At 65.8% G+C, this 24,967-nt stretch carries 27 protein-coding genes and 1 tRNA gene; 12 read left to right on the top strand and 16 right to left on the bottom strand.

Features of this window, described 5'->3' with window-relative positions:
• Positions 1-29: 29 nt before the first annotated feature.
• From gmk to ispB, 3 genes are all read right to left on the bottom strand, one after another.
• Positions 30-680: a guanylate kinase gene (gmk, locus tag G315_RS0110085; protein WP_018146304.1), complete on the bottom strand. Its 651-nt coding sequence runs from the start codon at positions 678-680 to the stop codon at positions 30-32.
• Positions 681-781: 101 nt separating this feature from the next.
• Positions 782-858 (bottom strand) — tRNA-Pro (locus tag G315_RS0110080).
• Positions 859-965: 107 nt separating this feature from the next.
• Complete coding sequence (gene ispB, locus G315_RS0110075; protein WP_018176512.1) at positions 966-1,934, bottom strand: octaprenyl diphosphate synthase; 969 nt, start codon at positions 1,932-1,934, stop codon at positions 966-968.
• A 243-nt stretch (positions 1,935-2,177) separates the two neighbouring features.
• Between ispB and rplU the strand changes: the two genes are divergently transcribed.
• From rplU to proB, 4 genes are all read left to right on the top strand, one after another.
• Complete coding sequence (gene rplU / locus G315_RS0110065; RefSeq protein ID WP_018146302.1) at positions 2,178-2,489, top strand: 50S ribosomal protein L21; 312 nt, start codon at positions 2,178-2,180, stop codon at positions 2,487-2,489.
• Positions 2,490-2,518: 29 nt separating this feature from the next.
• Positions 2,519-2,779: a 50S ribosomal protein L27 gene (gene rpmA, locus G315_RS0110060; protein ID WP_017941884.1), complete on the top strand. Its 261-nt coding sequence runs from the start codon at positions 2,519-2,521 to the stop codon at positions 2,777-2,779.
• A gap of 78 nt (positions 2,780-2,857) precedes the next feature.
• Complete coding sequence (gene cgtA, locus G315_RS0110055) at positions 2,858-3,940, top strand: Obg family GTPase CgtA (protein WP_019612455.1); 1,083 nt, start codon at positions 2,858-2,860, stop codon at positions 3,938-3,940.
• A complete protein-coding gene (proB, locus tag G315_RS0110050) occupies positions 3,937-5,070 on the top strand; it encodes a glutamate 5-kinase (protein ID WP_018176510.1) in 1,134 nt (377 codons plus the stop codon). Before cgtA ends, proB begins: the two co-directional genes overlap by 4 nt.
• Positions 5,071-5,380: 310 nt before the next feature.
• Here the strand turns inward: proB and xseA are convergent, their stop codons facing one another.
• Positions 5,381-6,790: an exodeoxyribonuclease VII large subunit gene (gene xseA, locus G315_RS0110045; RefSeq protein ID WP_018951325.1), complete on the bottom strand. Its 1,410-nt coding sequence runs from the start codon at positions 6,788-6,790 to the stop codon at positions 5,381-5,383.
• Between the two features lie 15 nt (positions 6,791-6,805).
• Positions 6,806-7,579, bottom strand: coding sequence for a DUF4197 domain-containing protein (locus tag G315_RS0110040; protein WP_019612454.1), 774 nt, complete (start codon positions 7,577-7,579; stop codon positions 6,806-6,808).
• A gap of 190 nt (positions 7,580-7,769) precedes the next feature.
• Here G315_RS0110040 and guaB point away from each other — a divergent pair, with 190 nt between their 5' ends.
• From guaB to G315_RS0110010, 6 genes are all read left to right on the top strand, one after another.
• Positions 7,770-9,230 carry an IMP dehydrogenase gene (gene guaB / locus G315_RS0110035; protein ID WP_018650432.1) on the top strand — a complete coding sequence of 487 codons (1,461 nt, stop codon included), beginning with the start codon at positions 7,770-7,772 and terminating at the stop codon, positions 9,228-9,230.
• Between the two features lie 71 nt (positions 9,231-9,301).
• Positions 9,302-10,879, top strand: coding sequence for a glutamine-hydrolyzing GMP synthase (gene guaA, locus G315_RS0110030; RefSeq protein WP_018650431.1), 1,578 nt, complete (start codon positions 9,302-9,304; stop codon positions 10,877-10,879).
• Positions 10,880-11,082: 203 nt separating this feature from the next.
• Positions 11,083-12,381 carry a ferric reductase-like transmembrane domain-containing protein gene (locus G315_RS0110025; RefSeq protein ID WP_019612453.1) on the top strand — a complete coding sequence of 433 codons (1,299 nt, stop codon included), beginning with the start codon at positions 11,083-11,085 and terminating at the stop codon, positions 12,379-12,381.
• The gene (locus G315_RS0110020; protein ID WP_019612452.1) at positions 12,378-13,187 is read left to right on the top strand and encodes a cytochrome b5 domain-containing protein; all 810 of its coding nucleotides are present in this window, start codon (positions 12,378-12,380) and stop codon (positions 13,185-13,187) included. Before G315_RS0110025 ends, G315_RS0110020 begins: the two co-directional genes overlap by 4 nt.
• Positions 13,188-13,529: 342 nt before the next feature.
• A complete protein-coding gene (locus tag G315_RS0110015; RefSeq protein ID WP_018146293.1) occupies positions 13,530-13,814 on the top strand; it encodes a YqjD family protein in 285 nt (94 codons plus the stop codon).
• Positions 13,815-13,855: 41 nt separating this feature from the next.
• Positions 13,856-14,089, top strand: a complete 234-nt coding sequence (locus G315_RS0110010) for a hypothetical protein (RefSeq protein ID WP_018650423.1) — start codon at positions 13,856-13,858, stop codon at positions 14,087-14,089.
• Between the two features lie 7 nt (positions 14,090-14,096).
• Here G315_RS0110010 and G315_RS0110005 read toward each other — a convergent pair whose 3' ends face one another.
• From G315_RS0110005 to G315_RS0109985, 5 genes are all read right to left on the bottom strand, one after another.
• Positions 14,097-14,546 (bottom strand): hypothetical protein, encoded by a 450-nt coding sequence (locus tag G315_RS0110005; RefSeq protein ID WP_018146291.1) that lies wholly within the window; start codon positions 14,544-14,546, stop codon positions 14,097-14,099.
• Positions 14,543-15,724, bottom strand: a complete 1,182-nt coding sequence (locus G315_RS0110000) for an AI-2E family transporter (protein ID WP_019612451.1) — start codon at positions 15,722-15,724, stop codon at positions 14,543-14,545. Before G315_RS0110000 ends, G315_RS0110005 begins: the two co-directional genes overlap by 4 nt.
• A gap of 14 nt (positions 15,725-15,738) precedes the next feature.
• Positions 15,739-15,972 (bottom strand): DUF3185 family protein, encoded by a 234-nt coding sequence (locus G315_RS0109995; protein WP_019568800.1) that lies wholly within the window; start codon positions 15,970-15,972, stop codon positions 15,739-15,741.
• Positions 15,973-16,135: 163 nt separating this feature from the next.
• The gene (locus G315_RS0109990; RefSeq protein WP_019612450.1) at positions 16,136-16,543 is read right to left on the bottom strand and encodes a PRC-barrel domain-containing protein; all 408 of its coding nucleotides are present in this window, start codon (positions 16,541-16,543) and stop codon (positions 16,136-16,138) included.
• Positions 16,540-16,719, bottom strand: coding sequence for a CsbD family protein (locus tag G315_RS0109985; protein ID WP_018146287.1), 180 nt, complete (start codon positions 16,717-16,719; stop codon positions 16,540-16,542). Before G315_RS0109985 ends, G315_RS0109990 begins: the two co-directional genes overlap by 4 nt.
• 96 nt (positions 16,720-16,815) lie before the next feature.
• On the opposite strand from G315_RS0109985, the gene G315_RS0109980 reads away from it, so the two are divergent.
• Positions 16,816-17,331, top strand: coding sequence for a DUF2254 family protein (locus tag G315_RS0109980; protein WP_255349315.1), 516 nt, complete (start codon positions 16,816-16,818; stop codon positions 17,329-17,331).
• Between the two features lie 158 nt (positions 17,332-17,489).
• Here G315_RS0109980 and G315_RS0109975 read toward each other — a convergent pair whose 3' ends face one another.
• The 3 genes from G315_RS0109975 to G315_RS0109965 all read right to left on the bottom strand — a co-directional run bounded on the left by G315_RS0109975 (position 17,490) and on the right by G315_RS0109965 (position 20,020).
• Positions 17,490-18,002 carry a PRC-barrel domain-containing protein gene (locus tag G315_RS0109975; RefSeq protein ID WP_018146285.1) on the bottom strand — a complete coding sequence of 171 codons (513 nt, stop codon included), beginning with the start codon at positions 18,000-18,002 and terminating at the stop codon, positions 17,490-17,492.
• Between the two features lie 532 nt (positions 18,003-18,534).
• The gene (locus G315_RS0109970) at positions 18,535-19,116 is read right to left on the bottom strand and encodes a BLUF domain-containing protein (RefSeq protein ID WP_019612449.1); all 582 of its coding nucleotides are present in this window, start codon (positions 19,114-19,116) and stop codon (positions 18,535-18,537) included.
• A 52-nt stretch (positions 19,117-19,168) separates the two neighbouring features.
• Positions 19,169-20,020, bottom strand: a complete 852-nt coding sequence (locus G315_RS0109965) for an HDOD domain-containing protein (protein ID WP_018167949.1) — start codon at positions 20,018-20,020, stop codon at positions 19,169-19,171.
• Between the two features lie 130 nt (positions 20,021-20,150).
• Here G315_RS0109965 and G315_RS0109960 point away from each other — a divergent pair, with 130 nt between their 5' ends.
• Positions 20,151-20,747, top strand: coding sequence for an RNA ligase partner protein (locus tag G315_RS0109960; protein WP_018937979.1), 597 nt, complete (start codon positions 20,151-20,153; stop codon positions 20,745-20,747).
• Between the two features lie 13 nt (positions 20,748-20,760).
• On the opposite strand, the gene G315_RS0109955 is transcribed toward G315_RS0109960, so the two are convergent.
• From G315_RS0109955 to G315_RS0109945, 3 genes are read right to left on the bottom strand one after another with little or no spacing between them, the layout of a single operon-like run.
• On the bottom strand, positions 20,761-21,864 hold the full coding sequence (locus G315_RS0109955; protein WP_019612448.1) for an RNA ligase: 1,104 nt from the start codon (positions 21,862-21,864) through the stop codon (positions 20,761-20,763).
• Entirely contained in the window at positions 21,861-23,531 is a 1,671-nt protein-coding gene (locus G315_RS0109950; protein WP_019612447.1) for a Na/Pi cotransporter family protein, read from the bottom strand. The genes G315_RS0109955 and G315_RS0109950 overlap by 4 nt, the downstream gene beginning before the upstream one ends.
• 9 nt (positions 23,532-23,540) lie before the next feature.
• Complete coding sequence (locus G315_RS0109945; RefSeq protein WP_018146279.1) at positions 23,541-24,941, bottom strand: MBL fold metallo-hydrolase RNA specificity domain-containing protein; 1,401 nt, start codon at positions 24,939-24,941, stop codon at positions 23,541-23,543.
• Positions 24,942-24,967 lie beyond the last annotated feature (26 nt).

Genomic DNA, 24,967 nt, shown 5'->3' with positions numbered 1-24,967 from the left:
CCGGTCAGTAAATTCTTGAAACTTGCATGTTACGCCGACCCATGCGCGCCCGCCAACAGATTCCCGATCGTGGATGCGGATCGGATCTCCTGTTCCACGGTGCGCAGGCGGTTGGCGCGGAAGATACAGGCCAGATCGCGCACGGCCTGGTCGAAGTCGGCATTGACCACGGTGTAGTCGTACTCGCGGAAATGCGTGCAGTCGGATTCGGCATCCCGCAGACGGCGCTGGATCACGTCTTCTTCGTCCTGCCCGCGGCCGCGCAGGCGGCGTTCCAGCTCGTCGCGCGAGGGCGGCAGGATGAAGATGGAATGCGCATCCGGCACGGCGGCGCGCACCTGGCGCGCGCCCTGCCAGTCGATCTCCAGGATCACGTCCACCCCGGCGTCCAGGCGTTCGTCGACACTGGCGAGCGCGGTGCCGTAGAAGTTGTCGAACACCTTGGCGTGTTCCAGCAGCTGGCCGTCCTCGATCATCCCGAGGAAAGTCTCGGCGCTGACGAAGTGGTAGTGCTGTCCGTCGACCTCGCTGGCGCGCGGCGTCCGTGTGGTATGCGAAACCGAGACCTCCACCGCCGTCACCGATTCAAGCAGGGCGGCGACCAGGCTGGTCTTGCCGGCACCCGAGGGCGCGGAAACGATATAGAGGGTGCCGCGAACGGCCGGGGTATTGGCGGTCATGGACGTGTCCGCAGGGCCTGAACGTGATCGGGATCTGGCCGCTTCCGGATGGGCCGCTTGAATCGGGCCACAGGCCGGAAGACCAGGGTCAAGAAGAAGGTTGGTCGGAGTGAAAGGATTCGAACCTTCGACCCCTGCCTCCCGAAGGCAGTGCTCTACCAAGCTGAGCTACACTCCGAACCGAGCCCGCTATTATGCCGAGCCTCCCGGGGCGTGTCCATGCCCCGAGCGCTGAAAATCCTGTCGGTAACGGTCGACCCGCCATGCGGCGTGGGTCGCGCCGCGTCAGTGGTTGCGCCCGACGGCGAAACGGGCGAGATCGATCAGGGCCTGACGCTGGGGCGAATCGGGCAACGTGGAGATCGCCTCGATGGCGGCGTCGGTTTCGGCCTCGGCGCGAGAGCGGGTGTAGGCCAGGCCGTCGGTTCCGTGTACGGCCTGCAGCACGGCGTCGACCTGATCGCGGCCGCCTTCTTCGATCGCCCGGCGCACGACGGCCTGCTGATCGGGGGAGCCCACGCGCAGCGCATGGATTAGCGGCAGCGTGGGCTTGCCCTCGGCGAGGTCGTCGCCCATGCGCTTGCCGGTCACCTCGTCATCGGAGGAGTAGTCCAGGACGTCGTCGATCAGCTGGAAGGCGGTGCCCAGGTGCATGCCGTAGCGGGCCAGCGCCTGCTCGTCGTGTTCCGGGCGTTCGCCCAGGATGGCGCCCAGCTGGCAGGCGGCCTCGAACAGCTTGGCGGTCTTCGACTGGATCACGTGCATATAGCGCTGCTCGTCGACGTCGGCGTCGTGGCAGTTCATCAGCTGCATCACCTCGCCCTCGGCGATCACGTTGGTCGCGTGGGAGAGGATCTCCATGACCCGCATGGAGCCGACTTCGACCATCATCTCGAACGCGCGCGAGTAGAGGAAGTCACCGACCAGGACGGCGGCCTCGTTGCCGAAGATGTGGTTGGCGGTCTCGTTGCCGCGGCGTAGTTCGGAGGCATCCACCACATCGTCGTGCAGCAGGGTCGCGGTATGGATGAACTCCACCACCGCCGCCAGGGTCACCGGATCCTGGCCCTGCACATGGCAGGCCCGCGCTGACAGGGTGGCCAGCAGCGGTCGCAGGCGCTTGCCGCCCGAATGGATGATGTAGTGTCCGAGCTGGTTGATCAGCACCACCGGCGAGCTAAGGCGCTCGCGGATGCACTGGTCGACGGCCTGCATGTCGTCGGCCGCCAGTTCTCGGATTGCTTCAATGGGCATGGGGGTAGGCAAGCACGCTTGTGAGGTGGTCGGGAGGGGCGAAGGAATGCTAGGGAAACGCCGGGGAATGTACAAGTTCGCGCGCGGGATCGCGAAAGCGCCGAGAGTGGCCGCGGTGCGGTCCTTTCGCGTCCACGCCGGCATTGACCCGGACGAGAAGCGCTGCTAGCATTTCCGCCCTTTCGCGAGACCAGCTCCCAGTCAGCTGGTCCACACAAGGTATCGCAACGGAGTCCCAGGGAAATGTACGCGATCATCGCAACAGGTGGTAAACAGTACCGCGTCGCCGAAGGCGACGTGATTCGCATCGAGAAGCTCGAGGCCGAGGCCGGTTCCGAGGTCGAGTTTGACCAGGTGCTGATGGTCGGTGCGGGTGACGATGTCCGCGTCGGGGCCCCGCTGGTGGACGGTGGCAAGGTCACCGCCAAGGTCGAAGACCATGGCCGCGCCAAGAAGATCCACATCATGAAATTCCGGCGGCGCAAGCACTCCCAGAAGCAGATGGGACACCGCCAGCATTACACCACCGTGCGCATCACCGGCATCGCCGGCTGATCGCCGCAGGCATTCAGGAGAGCTGAACCATGGCACATAAAAAGGCAGGCGGCAGTACCCGCAACGGGCGCGATTCCGAGAGCAAACGCCTGGGCGTGAAGCGCTTTGGCGGTCAGGTCGTGCGCGCAGGCAACATCCTCGTTCGTCAGCGCGGGACGCAGTATCATCCCGGCGAGGGCGTGGGTTGTGGCAAGGACCATACGCTGTTCGCCAAGGTTGACGGCCAGGTCGTCTTCAAGGTGGGTGGCCCGCACAACCGTCGTTTCGTGAGCATCCAGCCGCAGCAGTAAGCCGGCCGGACAGCGAAGCGTTCGCGAAAAGCCCCGTTCGACGGGGCTTTTTTTGTTCTGTACTTCGGGAAGCAAGCAATGAAGTTCATCGACGAGGCCACCATTACCGTAAAGGCCGGCGACGGCGGGAATGGCTGTGTCAGCTTCCGCCGCGAGAAATACATCCCCTTTGGCGGGCCCGACGGGGGTGACGGCGGAGATGGCGGCTCCGTATGGCTGGTGGGCGACGAAGGCCTGAACACCCTGGCCGATTTTCGCTACCAGCGCCGGTTTGATGCCGAGCGTGGCGAGAACGGCAAGGGGCGCAATCGTACGGGGTCTTCCGGCGAGGATCTGGAGATCGCAGTGCCGATCGGCACCCAGGTGCGCGATGCCGAGACCGACGAGATCCTGGGTGATGTGACCCACGAGGGTCAGCGTCTGCTGGTCGCTCAGGGTGGTTTCCACGGGCTCGGCAATACCCGGTACAAGTCCTCCACCAACCAGGCGCCCCGTCAGAGCAAGCCGGGCACCCCGGGCGACCTGCGCAAGCTGTCGCTGGAGCTGATGGTGCTGGCCGACGTCGGTTTGCTGGGGCTGCCGAATGCCGGCAAGTCCACGCTGCTGGCGCGGGCCTCGGCCGCGCGCCCGAAAATCGCCGACTACCCGTTCACCACCCTGATCCCGCAACTGGGCGTGGTGCGCATCGGGGTCAACCAGAGCTTCGTGATCGCCGACATCCCCGGGCTGATCGAGGGCGCGGCCGAGGGCGCGGGTCTGGGTACACGTTTCCTCAAGCATCTGGCCCGCACCCGCTTGCTGCTGCACGTGGTGGACGTGTCTCCGCCGGACCCCGAGGCCGATCCGCTGGTGGACCTGCGCACCGCGATCACCGAACTGGAGCACCACAGCGACAAGCTGGCGGCCCTCCCGCGCTGGATCGTGCTGAACAAGAAGGAGCTGCTGGACGCCGAGGAACTTGCGGCGCTGGTCGAGCGCGTGCGTGCGGACCAGGGCGAGGCGCATCCGGTATTTACCATCTCCGCGGTGACCGGCGAGGGCGTGGACGCCCTGCTGCAGGCGGTGATGCGCCATGTCGAGGAGGCCGCACAGGCGGCGGCCGAGGCCGATCGGCGGGGTGCGATAGGGACGCCGGAGGAAAAGCCGGAGGACCCCGCGTGACAGCGTCTGCCACACGGGCGCTCCCCGCCATTCGCCGGGTCGTCGTCAAGATTGGCAGCGCGCTGATCACCGCCGATGGCGCCGGGCTCGACCGCCCGGCGCTGGAGTCCTGGGCGCACCAGATCGCGGCGCTGCGCCGGCGCGGGCTGGAGGTGATCCTGGTCTCCAGCGGGGCGGTGGCCGAGGGCATGCGCCGGCTGGGCATGACCGAGCGCCCGCACCAGTTGCACCACGTGCAGGCCGCCGCCGCGGTCGGGCAGATGGGCCTGGTCCAGGCCTACGAGCGCGAGTTCGCCAGCCACGATCTGCATGCGGCGCAGGTCCTGCTGACCCACGATGACCTCGCCGACCGCTCGCGCTACCTGAATGCCCGCAGCACCATGCTGGCTCTGCTCGAGATGGGGACGATCCCGGTGGTCAACGAGAACGACACCGTGGCCTACGAGGAGATCCGGCTCGGCGACAACGATACCCTGGCCGCGCTGGTGGCCAACCTGGTGGTGGCCGACCTGCTGCTGATCCTGACCGACCAGGATGGCCTGTTTGATCGCGATCCGCGCAAGCATGCGGATGCCCGCTTGATCCAGGAGGGCCGGGCCTCGGATGCCGGGCTTCACCGCTATGTGGCAGCCGATTTCGGTCGCCTGGGCCGGGGTGGCATGGCAACCAAGCTGCTGGCTGCCGAACGCGCGGCCCGTTCCGGCACGCATACCGTGATTGCCTCCGGACGCGAGGCGCAGGTGATGGGGCGGGTGCTGAAGGGCGAAGCACTGGGCACCTGGCTAAAGCCGGACCGCGAACCGCTGGCGGCGCGCAAGCGCTGGCTGGCGGACCAGCTGCACTCGCGCGGGCAGTTGCAGCTGGACGCCGGGGCCGCACGCGTGCTGCGCGAATCGGGCAGCAGCCTGCTACCGGTAGGTGTGGTCAGCGTCGAGGGGGATTTTCGCCGCGGCGAGGTCGTGACCTGCGTGGATCCGGACGGGACCGCCGTGGCACGGGGGCTTACGAACTACGCGGCCAGCGAGATTCAGCGTATCCGCGGCCAGCGTGCCGATCGCATCGAGGCCGAGCTCGGCTACCTGCTCGAGCCGGAGCTGATCCATCGGGACAATCTCGTCCTGCTCTCCTGACCGCCACCGGATGCTGCTGTCCTGCGTGGGTCTGTGGAACCACAGCTGTGGGAGCGTGCAAGCACGCTCCTACGGGATTTGGGGTGTGCTGACCAGGTATCCGGGTTCCCGGCGGTGGGGGCGGGCACGTTGGTGGGGGTGTGCGTGACGGAGGCCATCCCGGCTCTCCGCCGCGCTGCGGCCGGGATGGCCTTGCAGGTGCTGACCCCAGGCTACCCACTTCCTTCTTACCCCTTCGCGCGCTTCCCGTCTTCCTGTTACACGCGATTGTCTGTGTGCCGTCGGTGGTTAAAGGCCGGGAGACCGCGGCTCAGTTGTCGCCGTGTGTGGCGGTGACTTCCAGGTCCAGGCGCCCGCGCGCCAGACGTGCATGCACGCATTCGCCGCTGGCGGTCTGATCCGCGGCGCGCAGGACTTCGCCCTCTGTGGTCTGCAGGATCGCGTAGCCGCGTTCCAGCACTGCCTCCGGGCCCAGTGAACGCAGCTGGCGCGCGGTGGCGTCCAGCTGCCGCTGGCGGGCGACGAGGGCCTGGTGGGTGGCCGTTTGCAGTTGGCGTTGCAGGCGGGCGAGGGCCTCGCGCCGCTGCAGGATGTCGTGGTCCGGGCGTACCCGCACCAGGCGCTGGCGCAGGTGATCCAGGCGCATGCGGGCGGATGCCAGGCGGGTGCCGGGCGAGGCGCCGGCCAGACGCAACCGGGCGTGTTGCAACCGCACCCGGGCGCGTTCCTCGAGGCGCGACCAGGCGCGCTGCAGGCGTTCGCGCTGGTCGTCCAGGCGTTGGGCATCGCGTTCCAGCATTTGCCGCGGGTGGCGGCGTTCCAGGCGCGTATGCAGGGCGGTCAGGGTCTGCTGGTGGCGCGCCACGCGCTGGCCCAGCAGCCCGCTCAGGCGTTCGCGGGCCCGCGCTAGCTGGTGGCGCAGGGTCGCGGCATCCGGGCTGACAGCCTCCGCCGCGGCGGTGGGCGTGGAGGCGCGCAGGTCGGCGACGAAATCGGCGATGGTGGTGTCGGTCTCGTGCCCCACGCCGCTGACCACGGGGATCGGGCAGGCGGCGATGGCGCGCGCGACGCTCTCCTCGTTAAAGGCCTGCAGATCTTCCAGGGAGCCGCCGCCGCGGGCGAGGATGAGCACGTCGACCCGGCCCTCGGCCGCAGCCTGTTCCAGGGCCGCGACAATCTGGCCGGCGGCCTGGGCACCCTGCACCGCGGTGGGGTAAAGCGTGACCGGTAGCAACAGCGGGAAGCGCCGCGCCAGGGTGCGTTCGATGTCGTGGCGCACATCGCCCTGGGTGGAGGTGATCACGCCCAGGCGGTGGGTCCAGGCGGGCAGTGGCTGCTTGCGCTCGGCGTCGAACAGGCCCTCGGCGGCGAGCTTTTCCTTCAGGCGCTGGAAGGCGGCCAGCAGGCGGCCCTCGCCGGCCGGTTGCAGGGCCTCGACGATCAGCTGGAACTGCCCGCGGGCGCCGTAGATTCCGGCACGTCCCTGGATCTGTACGGCGTCGCCGTCGGCAAAGCGGGCGGCCTGGCGGGAGCGCCCGCGGAACAGCACGCAGCTCACCGAGGCGTTCTCGTCCTTCAGCGAAAAGTACTGGTGCCCGGATGCGTATTGACGCAGGTTCGATACCTCGCCCTCCACGCGCACGAGACCAAGCCCGTCACGCAGCAGGCCGTCGGCACACTGGTTGAGCTCGGTTACGGAAAAGACGGGGGCGTCGCTCATGGGGGGGCTCGATGGTTACAGACGGATGAAGACGCGCTGGAAGACATCGGTGCCGCGCCCGACGGGGTCGACCCGCAGGCGGGCCTCTTCTTCCGCGAGGGCGTGGAACAGGCCGTCCATGGTGTGCTCCAGCACATGCTCGGCCAGGTCCAGGCGGACGTTTGCCAGAAACGGGATGTCGCGCATCCGCGACTCCAGCTCGCGGTGGGTCGTCATGGCCTCCACGGCGTCCAGGCTGTGCTCGATCGCGGGACGCATGGCCTCAGTCAGGCGCGGCCGCATCTGTGTTTCCAGATGGCGGGTGGCGGCGTCCTCGGGCCCCAGCAGGATGCCGCGGGCATCGTCGAGATCGAGCGCGAAGATCGCCCGGATGAAGGGTTCCCGGGCCTGCCATACCGCATCCTCGGCCGCGCGGTTCATGCGCTCCTCCAGGGTGTCCAGCGGCGCGGCCATGCCGAGTCGGCCCAGCGATCGCCGTGTGGTGGCGAGCACCTCGGGCAGGGGGATGCGCACGTCCGGGTTGCCGTAGAAGCCGTTGCGCCGGCTGAGGGTCTCGGAGGCGGCGTGGGTCGCGATGACCAGGGCCTCGTGCACCGCCTCGATCAGCTCGGCGGTCGACAACCCGGCGAATTCCGGTGGCCGGGTGATCAGCGAGCGGAACATGTCCTGACCGAAGCGCCACCAGTCGGCGCGAGCGCTGGACGCAGTGGCCAGGCCGAGGCCGGGGGCCAGCAACAGGGCCAGCGCGGTGCGTCGGGTGATGCGGGCCGTAGGCGCGCGCTCGGGCATGGGTCTCGCCTGGCAGGGGGCTCGGGATGGATTCGCATCCTATCAGGGTGCTGTCCGGGCGTCTGCGCACGGCCCTTGCATGTGTGTCTGTGCTTGTCCCGGAAGGGCCCGAATTCTATACTGAACGGCTATTTATCCGCCCCCGGGATTTTCCCCCTTGCGTCCCGGCGGGCCTGGCCTGGAGTGGTGCATGCGGATACTCGGTGAAGCCCTTACCTTTGATGATGTACTGCTGATCCCGGGGCATTCGAATGTCGTTCCGCGTGATGTCGACCTGAGTACCCGGATTACCCGCGAGATCACGCTGTCCGCCCCGGTGGTGTCGGCCGCGATGGACACGGTCACCGAGGCCAACCTGGCGATCGCGATGGCCCAGGAGGGCGGGCTCGGGATCGTGCACAAGAACATGTCGGCGGAGGCCCAGGCCGCCGAGGTCCGGCAGGTCAAGAAATACGAAAGCGGTGTGATCAGCGAGCCGATCACCATCGGCCCGGATGCGAGCATCGGCGACGTGGTTGCGCTGACCGACGCCAATCACATCTCCGGCGTGCCGATCGTTTCCGGCAACGACCTGATGGGTATCGTGACCTCCCGCGATCTGCGCTTCGAGACCCGCATGAACGCCCCGGTCTCGGAGATCATGACCCCGCGCGAGCGCCTGGTTACCGTGCCCGAGGGGGCCGACCGCGAGCTGGTGCTGGAGCTGCTGCACAAGCACCGGATCGAAAAGGTGCTGGTCGTCAACGACGACTTCCAGCTACGCGGGATGATCACGGTCAAGGACATCCAGAAGTCCACCGAGCACCCGCATGCCTCCAAGGACGAGCGGGGCCGTCTGCGCGTGGGTGCCGCGGTGGGTGTGGGTGAGGGCACCGATGAGCGCGTGGCCGCGCTGGTCGAGGCCGGGGTGGACGTGCTGGTGGTGGATACCGCGCACGGGCATTCCCAGGGCGTGCTGGATCGCGTCGCCTGGGTAAAGAAACACTACCCGGACGTGCAGGTGATCGGTGGCAACATCGCCACCGCCGATGCGGCCAAGGCGCTGGTCGCGGCCGGGGCCGACGGCGTGAAGGTCGGAATCGGGCCGGGCTCGATCTGCACCACCCGCATCGTGGCCGGCGTGGGCGTGCCGCAGATCACGGCGATCTCCGATGTGTCCGAGGCGCTGAAGGGCACGGGTGTGCCGATGATCGCCGACGGGGGCGTGCGCTTTTCCGGGGACCTGGCCAAGGCGATCGCCGCGGGCGCCGATTGCGTGATGCTGGGCTCGATGTTCGCCGGGACCGAAGAGGCCCCGGGCGAGGTCGAGTTGTACCAGGGCCGCTCCTACAAGATCTATCGTGGCATGGGTTCGCTGGGCGCCATGCAGCAAGGGTCCTCCGATCGCTACTTCCAGGATCCGAACAGCTCGGCCGACAAGTTCGTGCCCGAGGGGATCGAGGGCCGGGTGCCGTACAAGGGCTCGATCGTCGCCATCATCTACCAGCTGATGGGCGGGCTGCGCTCGTCCATGGGCTATGTCGGCGCACACAACATCGAAGAGATGCGGACCAAGCCGCATTTCGTCCGCGTGACCGCCGCCGGCATGCGCGAGAGCCATGTGCACGACGTGGCGATCACCAAGGAAGCCCCGAACTACCGCATGGACTGACCCGGCCACGATGGCCGGGTATCCCTACCTGACATACTCCCGGCCCGCAGGCCGGGATACCGGATGACCTCATGACCCAGGATCTTCACGCCCACCGCATTCTGGTGCTGGACTTCGGTTCCCAGTACACCCAGCTGATCGCCCGCCGCGTGCGCGAGGCCAGGGTCTACTCCGAGGTGCATGCCTGGGACATGCCGGCGGCCGACATCCGTGCGTTCAATCCCACTGCGATCATCCTCTCCGGCGGCCCCGAGTCGGTGAATGTCGACCAGCCCCCGCGCGCCGAGGACGCGGTGTTCGAGCTGGGGGTTCCGGTACTGGGCATCTGCTACGGCATGCAGACCATGGCCGCGCAGTTGGGTGGTCGGGTCGAGCCGTCGGAGCGTCGCGAGTTTGGCTATGCCCAGGTGCGCGCCCGTGGCCATACGCCGCTGCTGCGCGACATCGAGGATCACACTACGCCGGAGGGCTACGGCCTGCTGGACGTCTGGATGTCGCACGGCGACCACGTGACCGAGCTGCCGCAGGGCTTCCGCCTGATGGCCTCCACCGATTCCGCACCGATCGCCGGCATGGCCGATCCGGATCGCGGCTTCTATGGCGTGCAGTTCCACCCCGAGGTGACCCACACCACCCAGGGCCAGCGCATCATCGAGCGCTTCCTCCACGATATCTGCGGCTGTGCGGCGTTGTGGACGGCCGACAACATCATCGACGACATGGCCGCGCGGGTGCGCGAGCAGGTCGGCGACGATCACGTGGTACTGGGCCTGTCCGGCGGGGTGGACTCCTCGGTGGTGGGCGCGCTGCTGCACAAGGCGATCGGCGACCAGCTGACCTGCGTGTTCGTGGACACGGGTCTCTTGCGGGAGGGCGAGGGTGACCAGGTCATGGCGACCTTCGCTCGCCACATGGGTGTGCAGGTGATCCGCGTGGATGCCGAGGAGCGCTTCATGAGCGCCCTGGCGGGTATCCAGGACCCGGAGGCCAAGCGCAAGATCATCGGCGGGTTGTTCATCGACGTGTTCGACGAACAGGCTGCAAAGCTCGACAACGTGCAGTGGCTGGCCCAGGGCACGATTTACCCGGACGTGATCGAGTCGGCCGACTCCAAGACCGGCAAGGCCCACGTGATCAAGTCGCACCACAACGTGGGCGGCCTGCCGGAGAACATGAAGCTGGGGCTGGTCGAGCCGCTGCGCGAGCTGTTCAAGGACGAGGTGCGCAAGATCGGTGTCGAGCTGGGCCTGCCCACCGAGATGGTCTATCGCCATCCGTTCCCCGGGCCGGGCCTGGGCGTGCGCATCCTCGGCGAGGTGAAGAAGGAATACGCCGACCTGCTGCGTCGCGCCGACGCGATCTTCATCGAAGAGCTGCGCAAGGCGGATCTCTACGACAAGACCTCGCAGGCCTTCGCGGTCTTCCTGCCGGTGAAGTCGGTAGGCGTGATGGGCGACGGTCGGCGCTACGACTACGTTGTGGCGCTGCGCGCGGTGGAGACCATCGACTTCATGACCGCCCGCTGGGCCCACCTGCCGTACGATTTCCTCGACCATGTCTCGCGGCGGATCATCAACGAGATCCCCGGCATCTCCCGCGTCACCTACGACATCTCCGGCAAGCCCCCCGCCACCATCGAGTGGGAGTGAGTGGAAAGACCCGCAATGGCGGGTGCTGACCGGCGTCATAGCGGAGGCTTCAGGATCCTGCTTAGCCCACGGCCGGTAGCACGACTACCGGCCGTGGGGCTACGCCTTGCCTCGGAAGACACGGTGCACTAACGCGAGCGTGTACATTGATCGGCGGTTACCTAGACTGTGCCGAGGTGGACTTCCTGGAATAAACGGATCCCATGTTCAGACGCATCAGAGCGGGTGACTGGATTGTCGTGGTGTTGCTGCTGCTGCCGGTGCTGGTGGCGTGGCCGCGTTGGTGGCCGCGGCCGGGCGCCGGCGCGGCCGAGGTGCTCTCGGCGCTCGGTCACCTGGCCGGCGTGCTGGGTCTGAGCGCGCTGCTGGTCGGTGCAATGCTGAGTGTGCGCCTGCCGGGCCTGGATCGCTGGTTCGGCGGTTTGCCGCGCATCTGGACCCTGCACCGGATACTGGGTTTCGCGGCCTTCATCCTGATCATGCTGCACGTGGTGTGGCTGGCCTTCGGGGCGCTGCCCATTTCTCCGGAAGCGGCCGTCCAGGTGATCTTTCCGCCCCTTGAACACGGGGCGGTGTGGATGGGCTGGGGCGCACTGGCGCTGATGGTGATCTTTCTCGCGCCCACCTTTCAGTTTTTCGGCAGGCCGCATTACCAGCGCTGGAAGCGTCTGCACCTGTTGTCGGTGCCCGCGTTCCTGCTGGCGTTAGCGCACGCGGTCATGCTCGTGGAGCATGCGCTGCTCTGGTGGGGGCTCGCGGCCTTGGCGGTTGCCGCAGTGCTCTGGCGCAAGGTGCTGTCGCCCCGGCTGGGGCGCCATGATTATACCGTCGAGGCCGTGACCGCCCTTGCGTCCAACGTGGTGGAGATCACCCTCGCCCCGAGGGGCCGGCCCATGTCGCATGCCGCGGGACAGTTCATGTACCTCACTCCCCACGACCCGGGCCTGGAAGCGGGCCGGGGAGAAGAGCACCCCTACACCATCTCTTCGGCGCCAGGCGAGGACGTTGTCCGGGTGGGTATCAAGGCCCTGGGCGACGCCAGCCGGGCATTGCAGGCGGTGACGCCGGGAACCGCCGTGCAGATCGAGGGCCCCTACGGGCAGTTCTTCGAGCGATGCGAGCCGCAACGCCGGCAACTCTGGTTCGGTGGCGGCATCGGCATTACGCCCTTCGTGTCCGGCGCCCGGGCCCTCCAGCGGGAGCCCGGGGCCGGGCCGGAGGTCACCCTGATCTACCTGGCCAATCGACCGGACCGCGCCTATTACATGGACGAGCTTCGGGAGATCGCGCAGGGGCATCCGCGTTTCGATGCACAGATCCATTATTTCCAGGATCGCGGCCCCGTGGACGAAGCGTTCATCCGCGCCCATTGCCCGGATCTGGCGGAACGGGAGATCTACATCTGCGGGCCGCCCGGCATGGTGCAGCACCTGATGGGGCTTCTAAGCCGCGCCGGTGTACCCAGGGGCCGTATTCATACGGAGGCGTTTGATTTCCTATGACCGTGAACAAGATTGCCTACACCGCGTTCGTGGCCTTCTGCGCCGTGATCATCACCCTTTGGGCCGTCAGCGCGCTGGTCGCGGAGACTCGCGAGACCCACGACGATCAGCGCCTGGTGACGGAACCCGAACTCGCTGCCCACGACAGTGCCGAGAGCTGCTGGAAGGCCATCGACGGCCAGGTGTACGACGTGACGGACTATATTCCGCGTCACCCCAGCTCCGAGGACGTGATGCTGGAGTGGTGCGGCCGTGATGCCACGAAAGGCTGGTACAACAAGACGCCCGGGCGTCCGCACAGCCCCAGGGCCGCCGCCACGCTGGAACAGTACCGGGTCGGGCAACTTGCCGATGCCCCGGCACCCCAGGCACGGCCCGAGGCCCCAGCACCCACGCGGCAACCCGCCACCCATCCGCCGGGCCGGGTGCTGCTCGGCCTGTCACCGGGGACGTACCTGGACGGGCGCTATCGAGGCGTGTTTTCGGACCGGGGTGCGATGCAGGTCAATATCCAGTTCGATTTGCGGGACCATCATTTCCACAACGTCCGGTTCCGGTACCTGAGCTACCAGGGAGTGGATTATCTGGCGCTTGAGGAGCACGAGGAACTTCATGCCGTGATGCGCCAGCACCGTCAGGCCATCGATTACCTCGAAGGCCGGCCGCTATCGGCCCTATTCGATCTCTACGCGCCGGAGGAGGTGGTGGACGACATCGACGCCTTTACCGGCGCGACGCTGAGAGGCAACAAGCTGATCTCGGCCATCCGGGACGCGCTCAATCGCGGTGTCTATCAGTGGCCGTGATAGGGCCGGCATCCCCCAGGGCAGGAGGGTTGCTGCCGGCCATTTGTAGTGCTCCCGGCAGGCCCATGAACCCCAGCGGGTAGCCCCCGTGAGCGAAGTCCTGGGCCTTGAGTGTCAGCCCGGGGTGCGGTCGGCAGTGTCCCCCGAGATTACCCACACCACCCGCGACCACGGTACATCCAGCGCAGTCAGGTGTGCCTGGTTCAAAGAAGGTGGTGGATTTGGCGCTTTTGTTCGCTACCGCGCAGACGGGTGGTGGTATTTTCGAGAAACTTTCCGTTGCTTGTCGGTGGATGCTGATCGGCATCCACCTTTATCCCACCACAGCAACGGGAAATAGCCATGAATACACCAGGCAGTAGTGAACACGCCACCACCGATCGCATCTCGGAGCGCGCTCACGAGACTGTAGACCAGGCCGCCAGGGGCGCCGGCAAGGCCGAAGAACGGATCCGCCATGGGGCGGCGAGCGCGGAGGAGAAAGCCAAGGAGGCCGGGGCGAAGGTCAAGGAGCACTCCGAAGAGGCCCTGCAATCGGTTAGTGGCTTCGTGCGGGAAAATCCTTTGCTTTCCCTGGGTCTCGCATTCGCGGCGGGGACCTTGGTGGCTGCTTTACGGCGCCGTTGATCGTGTTCCGTGGCCACCAGTTAAGGCAGGAGGCCGCGCATTTGCGCGGCCGAATTGATCACGGTGCCGGCCTTGTTCGCTGGCGGATCGACCGCTTGCTGCACCGGGCACGGGCCCTGGCCCGCCGGCCTGCTGTGCTGGCCATTGCCTTTGGGTGTGGCCTGTTGGCCGGTCGCCTGGATATGCCCGGCATCAAATATGCCTATGGAATCCTGGCAGGCCAGATGAAAGCCTGGCGGATTGCCTCCAGTCTGATCGGCTCGCCGCTTCGCTGACCGCGACTTATTTCTCGGGGCGCTGCGGTTCTGCTTCCGGGGGTTGCTGCTCTGCAGCGTCAACGAGCGATCTCGCCTGGACGAGCAAGCTGTTCACGCTCGCCCGGCTTTCACGGAACGTGAGGTCCCGGGTGATGTGCCGGAGTCGCCAGAAGGCCAGCGCCGCCAGCACCAGATGTGCCAGCGTTACCGTCAGCAGCGCGCCCGTCAGGCTGAAGGCCTGCAGGCTGGCCAGGGCGACCACCAGACTCGCCCCGGCAAACAGCCAGCCGCCCACCAACAGAAGCGCAATCATCACGGTGAGCCCGAGCATCATCAGCACCGTGTGTCCGAACAGCCGCGCCTCTACCGCAAGAAGGCGAGTGATGTCCGCCGCCAGGGTCTTCAGGATTTGCGTGATGTCCTGGCTGCGGTCGTGACCGCCGTCCTCGTCCTGACTGGGATCCGTTTCCTTCATGGTCGTGCGTCCTCCCGGCTACTCAGCGCGTGTTTCAGGCTGGTCTTGATCTCGCCCCAGATGGCCACAAAGAACGCCGTCAAAGGAATCGCGAGTACCATCCCGATCATACCGTTCAGGGCTGTCCCCCAGAAGAACAGGGAAATAATGACGAGTGCGGGGTGCAGGCCAGAGCGGTTGGACATGATCTTCGGCGTCAGCAACCAGCTTTCGATCAGTTGTATCACTGCGAACGCCAGTACGGTCAGCATCAATAGCTCAATGCCGCCATCCGGTTGAAGGTAGGCCAGGGGCAGAATCACCAACAGTCCGATCAGGGTTCCCAGGAAGGGGACGATATTCAGCAGTCCCAGCACGAGCCCGGCAAGCACGCCGTATTGCAGGCCGATCAGCGTAAAGCTGAGCGCATACAGGGCACCCATGATCATGGCGATCAACAGTTGGCCCTGGAAGAAGGCGGTGATGTATCCCACGAAAACATCCATGAAATAGAGTATTTTCTGCTGAGTGCGCCCTTGGAATATGGATAACAGTTCCGATGCCTTTCCCCGCAGCGAGTCACCCGAGAGCAGCGCGAAGAAGAGAAACAGCGGAACGAAGCTGATACCCGCCAACATCCCCAAATAGGACATAACGGTCTCTCCGGTGACTTCCAGAGAAGACTCGGACTCCCCCCCTTTGCCGGCTTCCAGGCGTTCCGAAATCATCGCGCTAATTTCTGGAAAGTAAAAAGAAAAATGATCCTCCCAGCGCGCCAGGGTCTCGGGCAAGGCGGTTACCAGCTGAACGATCTGGGCGGTCAGGGTGGGGACAAGAAAGAACAACAGGGCGCCGACCCCAAGAAAGAAGATCGCCATCAGCAGCATGATGGCCAGCCATCTGGGCAAGCGAAGCCGGGTCTCGAGAAAATTCACCACTGGATGAAGCACCAGCGCCAAGATGCCTGCGAGCGAGAGCGACAGCAGGAGGTTGTAGAACGTACTCAGTATCCAGCCTAGAGCCCACGCAACAACCGCAATCAGCGCGGTCAACGCCACCAGGGACAGCAAGACCGCCGTATAGCGGAACAAGCGAAGCTCGGCCGCGTTGAACAGTCGTTTACGCGGGCGTAACCCGGCTCGGTCCTGAGCAGCCCTCCTGCCCCCTTCATCGAGGGATTCCTCCGTGTCGTGGGGCATTGTCGGGGCCTGGCTCAGGTCCTTGACGATTTGCCGAAGAAGAACAACCCAACACCGGCCGCTGCGGAAGCCGCGCCCAAGACCAGAAACCAAATCGTGGAGTCCGTGAAACGGCCGGTAACGGCCTCGGTCACCTGGTCGCCGAGACTTTGGGAGGAGCGATACGCAAAGAACAGCAGGATCAGGCCCACAACAATCAGAACAACTGCGAGGATCTTGTTCAGTGCCAGAGTTTCATTAGTCGCCATGGTTAATCGTCCTAATGGATGAGGGGTCGTTAATCCGTTATTCAATGATGGCGTTCGGGAAAAGTCGCGGTGCTGGAAACCGCGACCGTTAAGAGTGTCCACCATGCATGGGGGCGCCCACACGGTTAAGCCGGCCACAAGGTTCCACCGGTACCTCGCGCGATCACCCTGCAGCGTGATCCCTGGCGTAGTAGGAATCCACAGTTGAATGCCAGGTGGCGTCGGCCATGTTGGGCCATTCATCCTTGGGAAACCCTGGTGCGTTCTTCAACCACTCGGGATCGGCGTCAAGCAAAAATCGCTTGTGCTCCTTGTCGTGCTTCAAGGCCTTCCACGGGATCGCGAATAAACGGTCACCCATGCCTAGAAAACCGCCTGAGGCCAGGACCGCATACCGTATTTCGCCCTCGCTGATGTCAAGCATCACGTCCAGGATCTTGCCGAGCTTTTCTTCCCGCAGGTTGCAGACCTCGTCACCGGTAATGGTGCTGGCGCTCACTAGCGTGGGTCCGACATGCGTGTCGTTGGAGGCTTCTTGGCCACCTTTCGCGCCGGGTGCAGAGCCGATCATTCGGTTTTCTTCTTGGCGTCGCTCTTGAGGTCCCCGTACTTGGCTTGCGCCTTGCCAGCATGCTTTTCGGCCTTACCCTTGACCTCGGTGCTCTTGTCGCCGGTAGCCTTGCCAGCAACTTCTTTTAGCTTCCCTTTGGCTTCTTTCCCATGACCTTTGGTTTGATCCTTGTTCATCAGATAATCTCCAGGTAGTGGTACCGCTCGTTGTCGGCCTCTTCCACGCGGTCAGTAGAGGCAGCTTGAAGCTTCCAAACTAGGGCAAGCCCGGGGATGGGTCTGTGCGCTGCCCAACATATACAGAGGCCCTGGAAGGCCTTGGGATCAAGAGCGCGTGTGCAAGGATGCTGGAGGCGAAGTGGACAGACATTCGCGCTTGTCGCGTTGTCGGAGATCGCCGACAAGGCGCTGTCGCCTGGCACCAATGATCGGGGGACTGCGATCAATGTAACCGGATCAATGGTCCGGCTGTTTACACTTTGGGTATCACCGCTGGAGAAGGACAGGGTGGCGGAAATCACCTATGACCGGGTATTCGTGCCGAGCTTGGAGGTCGACGACTTGTTCGACGACGCATGTACGGCTCTGGCTCGTGACGGTGCCGGTTTCGTTGAAGTTGCGATCCGACTGCAGAAGGCTTTTTGTGCGTTGGCCGAGACCGATGACCAGGCGATGATCGCGGTCGCCAGAAGGCATCCACGCATGGCACTGGCCCGCTCCGAACACGCCATGTCATTGCAGGACGATATCGAGGCAGTGCGCAGGGCAGCAGCATTTTCGGCCGTGTAGTACAGGACGAGCAGAACGCGGCCGGGCGGAAATCGATACAGCGAACACTATCGCGTGCAGGTATGTGGTACTGGAGCTGTGGAGTCCAGGCATAAAAAAGGCAGGGGCTTTCGCCCCTGCCGTCTGGTCATCCCACTAGATCTGGGTTGTGCTTGCGATCAATCGCGGCGTTCGAACTCCGGCGCAGAGCGCAGCTCTTCACGGGTTACGTCAACGCGAAGCTCCCGATCATCCGCCGAGCCGGAGGTGGTCACGTGACCCCAGCCAATGGCGACGTCTTTCTCGCCCATGCCCAGGAATCCGCCAACACCGATCACAATAGCGACGACCTGGCCGTTCTCGTCAATGATCAGGTCATCGACCGAACCGAGATCTTCATCGCTCGTGGTTTTAACATCAGTGCCGATCAGCTCGCTCACGTGCATGCTGTTGGCCGGTGAAGAGTCCATATAGCCGCGGTGTTGCATGCGAGCCTCGTCGCGGGTGGCACGGTAATCTTCCGCACTTTTCGAGTCAGACTGGCCGGCGCGCTGGCCCTGTTCACTCTGGGTGCTCTGCGCTTCGCGATCAACGTCCTGCTCATCGTACTGCTGTGCCAGCACAGAACCTGCGCCGAGGGTGATGGCTGGGGTGACCAAAGCGTAAAAGGCAAATGAATGTAGCTTGTTCATGTGAATCTCCTTCGAAACGGATATCCCGGCTTGGAAAAATGTCCGTTTTAACGGCTTCATCAAAACCTGTCCTTCCTGGCGACATTGCCGGGAGGGGACTGAATCGCCACGTTGCAGCGGATTCAGGATGAGGGTTCAAAATAGGCGCAGGACGTTAACGGGTCTGTTCGCTGGCACACTGACGGCGGCCGTTCGCCTTCTTTGTGGTCGCTGAGTGTTGAAAATGTGAAGGGATTTGCGGTTCTAAAAAGCGATGGGTCAAGGTGCCCCGGCGTGGCGGGTCGGACGACAGGACCTGAACGTACCCGGGAGGGAGCGTGAAGCACCATGGAAATGGCTCTTGCGGACTGCGTATTCGAACGCCGCGAGCCGGTGGTGGGGTGGACCGGGGGCCTTGGCAATAGGTGAGGTGCGTGCGCCAATCCCGGGGTTGTATGCGCGCGGGGTGCATGAAGGCCGGGCGAAGGGCGCCATCGGGGTGGGTTCCGAATGCGCGCATCTCGCGAGCGACGAGCGCGCGCGAAGTGTTTCCCTAGGTGGCCAGCAGCAGGTAGGCGGCAGCCCCGATCACGCCGGCCAGAATCGCGACTGCGATCAGCCCAACGCCGAACAACAGGCGATTGGTGCGGCGGGCGGCGTCTTGGGGACTGGCCGGCGCCGGTCGCTCGGGTTCGGCGTGCGCGGTATCCCGCCCGTGGCGCAGGAGGTCCAGCATCGCGTCGATGCGGTCGTTGTCGAAGGCGAAGGGGTCGAACCGGCGTTGGCCGAAGCGTTGCAGTAGTTGGCGAACGTCCACGGCCGCCGGGACGTATTTCATCGACCATTCGCCGAATCCCGGGGTATCCAGTGACTGCTCGCGCAGCACCCGGACCTCTTCGTGGCGACGATCACGGCGGATGCGGTCGATGGTTTCGCGCACCGCATCCGGGTCGCCCTCCAGGCACTGGAAGAAGTGCCCGTCGCCGTAGTAGAGCGCGCCGACAATCCCGCTGCGCGGGTTGTTCTGGCGCGACTGCATCAGGATACGACTGACTTCGGGCTCGATGCCCTGGTTGGACGTGTTTTCGCGAAACGTGGCGCGCGAGGCGTAGACGAGCTGGAGAATGGCGGGCATGCGGACGTCCTTCCTGGGAAGTAAGGAGAAGACCGCCCCCGCTGCGCGGGGTTCACTCAATCATCTGGTTTACGTGTTCCAGACCGATCGCGTCGTCTTCCCAGTTCAGCTGGGTCGTGCCGGGCTTGGCGGCTAGGCGGCGGATGGCGGCAACCGCGTTGCGGTCGATGGAGGCCAGGCGATGCCGCGTGGCGTTGTGACTCTCGATGTTGGCCGCCTGCAGGATGTCGCTGTAGTTGACCGGTTCGCCATCCTCCGGCTCGCGCTTGAGGTTCTCGTGTTCGGCCACTGCACGGATGATCTCCGGCTCGAAATTCCAGTTCTTCAGCATCGCGCGGCCGATGGGGACATGCGCGGCGTCGGCGGCGGCCTGCAGGGCGCGCGGGTCCTCGTAGATCTCGGGTGTCTTCTCCGCGCGGCGCAGGATCGGGATCATGCCGATGTCGTGCACCAACCCGGCGAGCAGTGCGGTATCGGGGTCCAGGTGCGGGTGCCGGCGGGCCAGCAGATAGCTGATGATCGCCACCTCCAGGCTGTGGTTCCACAGTTCTTCCATGCGTGCGCGGATCATCTCGTTCCCGCTCTGGAAGACCTCCTTCATCGACAGCGCAATGATGGTCTGGCGGGCGCGTTCCATCCCCAGGCGCGTGACGGCGGAGCGAATGGTCGCGCAGCGCGTGAGTCCACGATAGGCCGGGCTGTTGGCGTGCCGTACCAGGCGCGAGGCCAGGGCCGTGTCGCGCGAGATCAGGTTGACCAGGTCAACAATGGAGCTGGACTCGTCCTGGGTGATGAACAATGCCTGCACCGAGACATCGGGCAGGGTCGGGATCTCGATCTGGTGACGTTCGAGATCCTCGCGCAGGCGTTCCAGAAACTTTTCGACTTCCGCTCGGGTGGCCAAGGGCAATCCATGTCCGGCTGGGAAATGACGCGCTGATTATGCCATACCCGTCCTCGCGGACGGGGGATCCGCGCCGGTTGACGGGCCGCTGGCCCCTGCCGATGATGAAGGGAGCCGACAGGAGGTCGTGATGCGCCGATTCGTGCTGGATACCAGTGTCTTCACCAACCCGCATGTGGCCGGGCAGTTCGGCGAGGATGCCGAAGACATCCTGCGGACCTTCCTCACCCTGGCGCGCCATTGCCCCGCCGAGTTCTACATGCCGTTGTCGGTGTACGAGGAGTTTCGCGGCATGCGTGACCTCGAGGCCATGGCGGCCGATTTCGAGACCGTGGTCTGGGTGCGTTCGCCGCGGCGCTTCGCCCTGATGCTGCCGAGCGACATCCTCTACGAATTCATCGACGAGGTGCGTACGCGGATTGACCGCGGCCTGCGCATTGCGGAGGAGCATACCCGCCAGGCGGGGGCGGCCGAATCGCTCAAGCCCGAGCTGATCACCCAGCTGCGCGAGCGTTTCCGCGAGGCGATGCGCAAGGGGCTGGTGGATTCGCGCGAGGACGTCGATGCCGTGCTGCTGGCGATGGAGCTGGACGCCGAGCTGGCCAGCGCCGACGAGGGCATGCGCAAGCTGGGCAACCGCATGGGCATCAAGCTGGTCACCGCCGACTACCTGCGTAGGGTGATGGAGAACCTGGCCGAGTCCGGCGGCCACTCGCGCGAGCTCTGAGCGCTTCCCGGGTTCAGTCGTACTGCCGTTCACCGGCCAGGGCCGAGGCCAGGGTGCCGGTGATCCGGTCGAACAGGCGCTCGAACTCCAGCAGCCAGTAGCCGTTCGCCTCCTGGCGCGGCGTGTCCGGCAGGAAGCGCACATGGCGTCCGCCGGTGGCCTGCATGTGATCGATGAAGCGCTGGGCCCCGGCACGCTCGCGGAACCGACAGCGGTAGGTGTGGCCGACGCGTCCCTCGCGCCGGCTCTTGTCCACCGCGGTCGCCAGCCCGGACAGCAGGGCCGCGCCCAGTTCGCGTTCCACGGCGGCGCGCTCCGCGGGCGGGTGTTCGGCGAGAAAGATGGCCAGGCGGGTCAGACGGTTGGTGAAATACTCCGGCGGCAGGTCCAGCAGCTGTTCGGAACACACGCGGATGTCGTTGATGCAGGAACCCCCGGCCACGTACTTGGCGCGGTGCTCGCCATCCGCGGTCTTCAGTACCAGGCCCTCGGCACCCTCGGCATCCAGTTGCCGGATCAGGCGGCCCAGGGCCTCGGTGTCTGCGGGCGTGAACCGTCCATGCAGCGGCGCCGGTGGCAGGTCATGGCGCTCCATCAGTGCAAACTTTTCGTCCTGCGGCACAAAGCCCGGCTGGCCGAGCCGCATCAGGTCGAACACGAACAAGCCGACGTCGTCCGCGACGCGCGGGGTGGAGCCCTCCAGATAGGGCGTGTCCGGTCCGGCGATCTCGGCACACAGCACCAGATCGGGTTCCGCCTCGAACACCGCGAGGTCCACGAAATCCGGCACCCGGTCGGTACTGAATGCACAGACAAACCCGCCCCGGCTGAAGGCGACGACCCGGCCTTCCCAGCGCAGGATGCGCACGTTGAAGCCGTCGATCTTCTCCTCCGCCCAGAACGGCTGATCGAACTGGCGCGGTAGCCCGGCCTCCAGCGACTGGATGCGCCCGATGGCCGGGTAGCCGGGGACCACCGAGCCATCCGGAAGCACCACGGAACCGCGCGGGTAGTGATTCACCGGCTCCAGCAGCCGGGCGTATTCCAGCCCGTCGAACATCAGCGGCTCGGCCCGGTGGTTCGTGATGGCGTCCTGCATCGCTTCGGCGTCGATCATGCGTTCTCCGGTTCCAGCGTCTTGCGCAGCCCCTGGATCTGGTCCTCCAGGGCCTCGGTGTGGCGGCGGGCCTTGTCGGCCTGGGTAACCAGGCGTCGCGCCATACTGATGATGCGGAGTTGGCGTTCCATCTCGGTCATGCTCAGCGAGCCGAAGGTGCCTTCGCGCAGCAGGGCTGCCTTCAGTTCGGCATAGGCCGTCTCCACCGTGCTTACGGCCTCGGTGGCCGCCAGGTCTCTGCCGTTCTCGCTTTCCAGGTTGGCGAGATCCAGGGCGCGGATCGCTTGCTCCTGCCAGGCGCGGCGCTGTTCGCTGACGATCGGGCGTTCCTCGCCGGTCGAGTGGCGGCGAAGCTCGGCGATCTGGTCGGCCAGCACCGCAGTCTCGCGATGATAGCGGGCGATACGTACCGCCTCGGCGATGCCGTGCCCGACCGCCTCGGGCATCGGGTGGTTGGCCGTGCGGGCGGCAAAATCGCTGATGGCAGCGGTCAGCTGTTCCACCGCGGCCCGCCGCGCGTCCAGGGTGCCCGCGGCCGGCGGGTCCGGGCGCAGGGCCTCGCGCGCCATGGAGTGGCTGATGTCGGCCAGGCGCTCGGTTTCCTGTAACAACGACTGCAGCGCCAGATCGGGGACGCCCCCGCTGTGCTTGTCGAGAAAGCGCGGCTGGGCGATGTCTTCCTCCCGGGTGCGGAAGCGCGTCTGCAGAAAGCGGATCATCGGCGGGGCGACCGGGACCATCAGCGCCACGCCCAGCAGGTTAAAGGCGGTGTGGAACAGCGCCAGCAGCACCGCGGGGGCCGGGGCCTCTCCGGTGCTGCCCCAGATCCAGGCGATCACGGCCAGGAACCACGGCAGGATCAGCAGCGCAACGAGCGCGGTCAGGCCGTTGAACATCACGTGCGCGGCCGCGACGCGCTTGGCGTTCGGGGTGGCACCGATGACGACCAGCAGGGCCTTGACCGTGGTGCCGAGGTTGGCGCCGATCACTGCGGCGGCTGCGGCCTCTAGCGGTACCGCGCCGCTCATCGCGGCGGTCAGGGCCATCGCCATTGACGCGGACGAGCTTTGCATCAGCACCGTCAGCAGCGCACCGATGCCGACCATGATCAGGAGCCCGACAAAGCCCGGTCGCGCCAGGGCGCCGAGGTCGAAGGTCGCGCTCAGGCCCTCGAAGGTCTCGCGCAGCACGTCGATCCCGAAGAACAGCAGGCCGAAACCGGCCAGGGCCAGACCCAGGTAGCGCGGGCGTGCGGCCTTCATGAACAGGTAGAGCAGTGCGCCGATGCCGATGGCCGGTAGGGCGAAGGCCTCGATCCGGATGTTGAAGCCGATCAGGGCGACCAGCCAGCCGGTCATGGTGGTGCCGACGTTGGAGCCGAAGATCACCCAGACCGACTGGCCGAGGGTCAAAAGCCCCGCGTTGGCGAAGCCGATGGTGGCGACGGTGACCGCGCTGGAGGACTGGACCAGCGCGGTCACGCCCATCCCGGAGGCGAGCGCGCGCGGGCGAGTCCGCGTCCACACGCCCAGGATGTGTTGCAGGGCCTTGCCGCCGGCGGTCTTCAGCCCGTCGGTCAGCAGCGTCATGCCGAGCAGGAACAGCCCGAGACCGCCGAGGAAGCCGGCGATCAGGGCGTAGGTGCTGACGGCTTCGGCCTCCGGCATGCGAGCGGATTACAGCGTGATGGTCTCGCCAAAGGCCGGCACGTGGGCCTCGGCGCCCAGCTCGTCGCGCAGTCCGGCAGCCAGCGCATCACGCGCCTCCGGCTCGCCGTGAACCAGGTGGAACATCGGCTGGTCGCGGAAGCCGCGTGCCCAGTCCAATAGCTGAGTACGCCCGGCATGGGCGGAGAAGCCGCCCAGGGTGTGGACCTTCGCGTTGACCGCGACCTCGTCGCCCAGCAGCTTGACCCGCTCGGCGCCATCGACCAGCCGCCGTCCCAGCGTACCCGAGGCCTGGAAGCCGACGATGACCAGGTGCGCCTCGCGCCGCCACAGGTTGTATTTCATGTGATGACGGATGCGCCCGCCGTTGCACATGCCGGCCCCGGCGATGATGATCGCGCCGCCGGTGATGCGGTTGATCGCCATGGATTCCTCGACCGTGCGACAGACCTGCAGCCCGGGCAGGTAGCCACTCGGGTCGCCGTTCGCGGCCTTGTGCAGGCGCTCCATATCCTCGCTCTTCAGCGACTTGTGCAGCCGCGCGTAGAGTTCGGTCACCTTGATCGCCATCGGGCTGTCGAGGAATACCTTCTGCTGCGGCAGGCGCCCGGCGTGGTGCAGCATGCCCAGGTGGTAGAGGATCTCCTGGGTGCGCCCGACCGCGAAGGCCGGGATCATCACGTTGCCACCGCTGGCGGCGGCCTCCGCGAGGATCTGCGCGAATTCCTCGATGGTCTCGTCCATCGGCCGGTGGTCGCGATCGCCGTAGGTGCTTTCCAGCAGCACGTGATCTGCGTGTTCCATCCGCGCGGGTTCGTGCATCAGCACGGCGTCGGGGTTGCCCAGGTCGCCGGAGAAGACCAGGTGCCGGTCGCGCCCGCCGGACGGCACGATCAGGTCGACGATCGCGGAGCCGAGGATGTGCCCGGCATCCCGGAAGGTCAGCCGGATGTCGCCGGCAATGGTTTGCGTGTCACCGTAGGGCACGGCCTTGCAGAGTCCCAGAGTGGTCGCGACGTCGTCGATGTCGTAGACCGGCTCGACCAGGGGCTTGTCCGCGCGCCGGCGCCACTTGTTCTCCCACTCGATGTCCTTGCTCATCACGAAGGCGGCGTCCTCGAGCATGATCTCGAGCAACTCCTCGGTCCCCGGTGTGCAGTAGATGGGGCCGTGGTAGCCGTCGCGCACCAGCTTGGGCAGGAGCCCCGAGTGATCCAGGTGGCCGTGGGACAGGACGACGGCGTCGAGCTGACCGGCGAGTTCCGCGAGCGGTTCGCGGTTGGCCTCGTCGGCGTCATTGCCGCCCTGATGCAGGCCGCATTCCAGCAGGATGCGGGCGCCGTCGGTCTCGAGGAGATAGCGCGACCCGGTGACCTCGCCGGTCGCGCCCTTGAAGGTGAGCTGTGCCATGTCTCGAAGTGTACGCACGGAGCGGG

The sequence above is a fragment of the Thioalkalivibrio sp. AKL7 genome (genome assembly GCF_000381705.1).
Classification (GTDB): Bacteria; Pseudomonadota; Gammaproteobacteria; order Ectothiorhodospirales; family Ectothiorhodospiraceae; genus Thioalkalivibrio; species Thioalkalivibrio versutus.
Note: the sequence above shows the minus strand (reverse complement) of the source record. Positions and strands in the feature narration are given on the sequence as shown.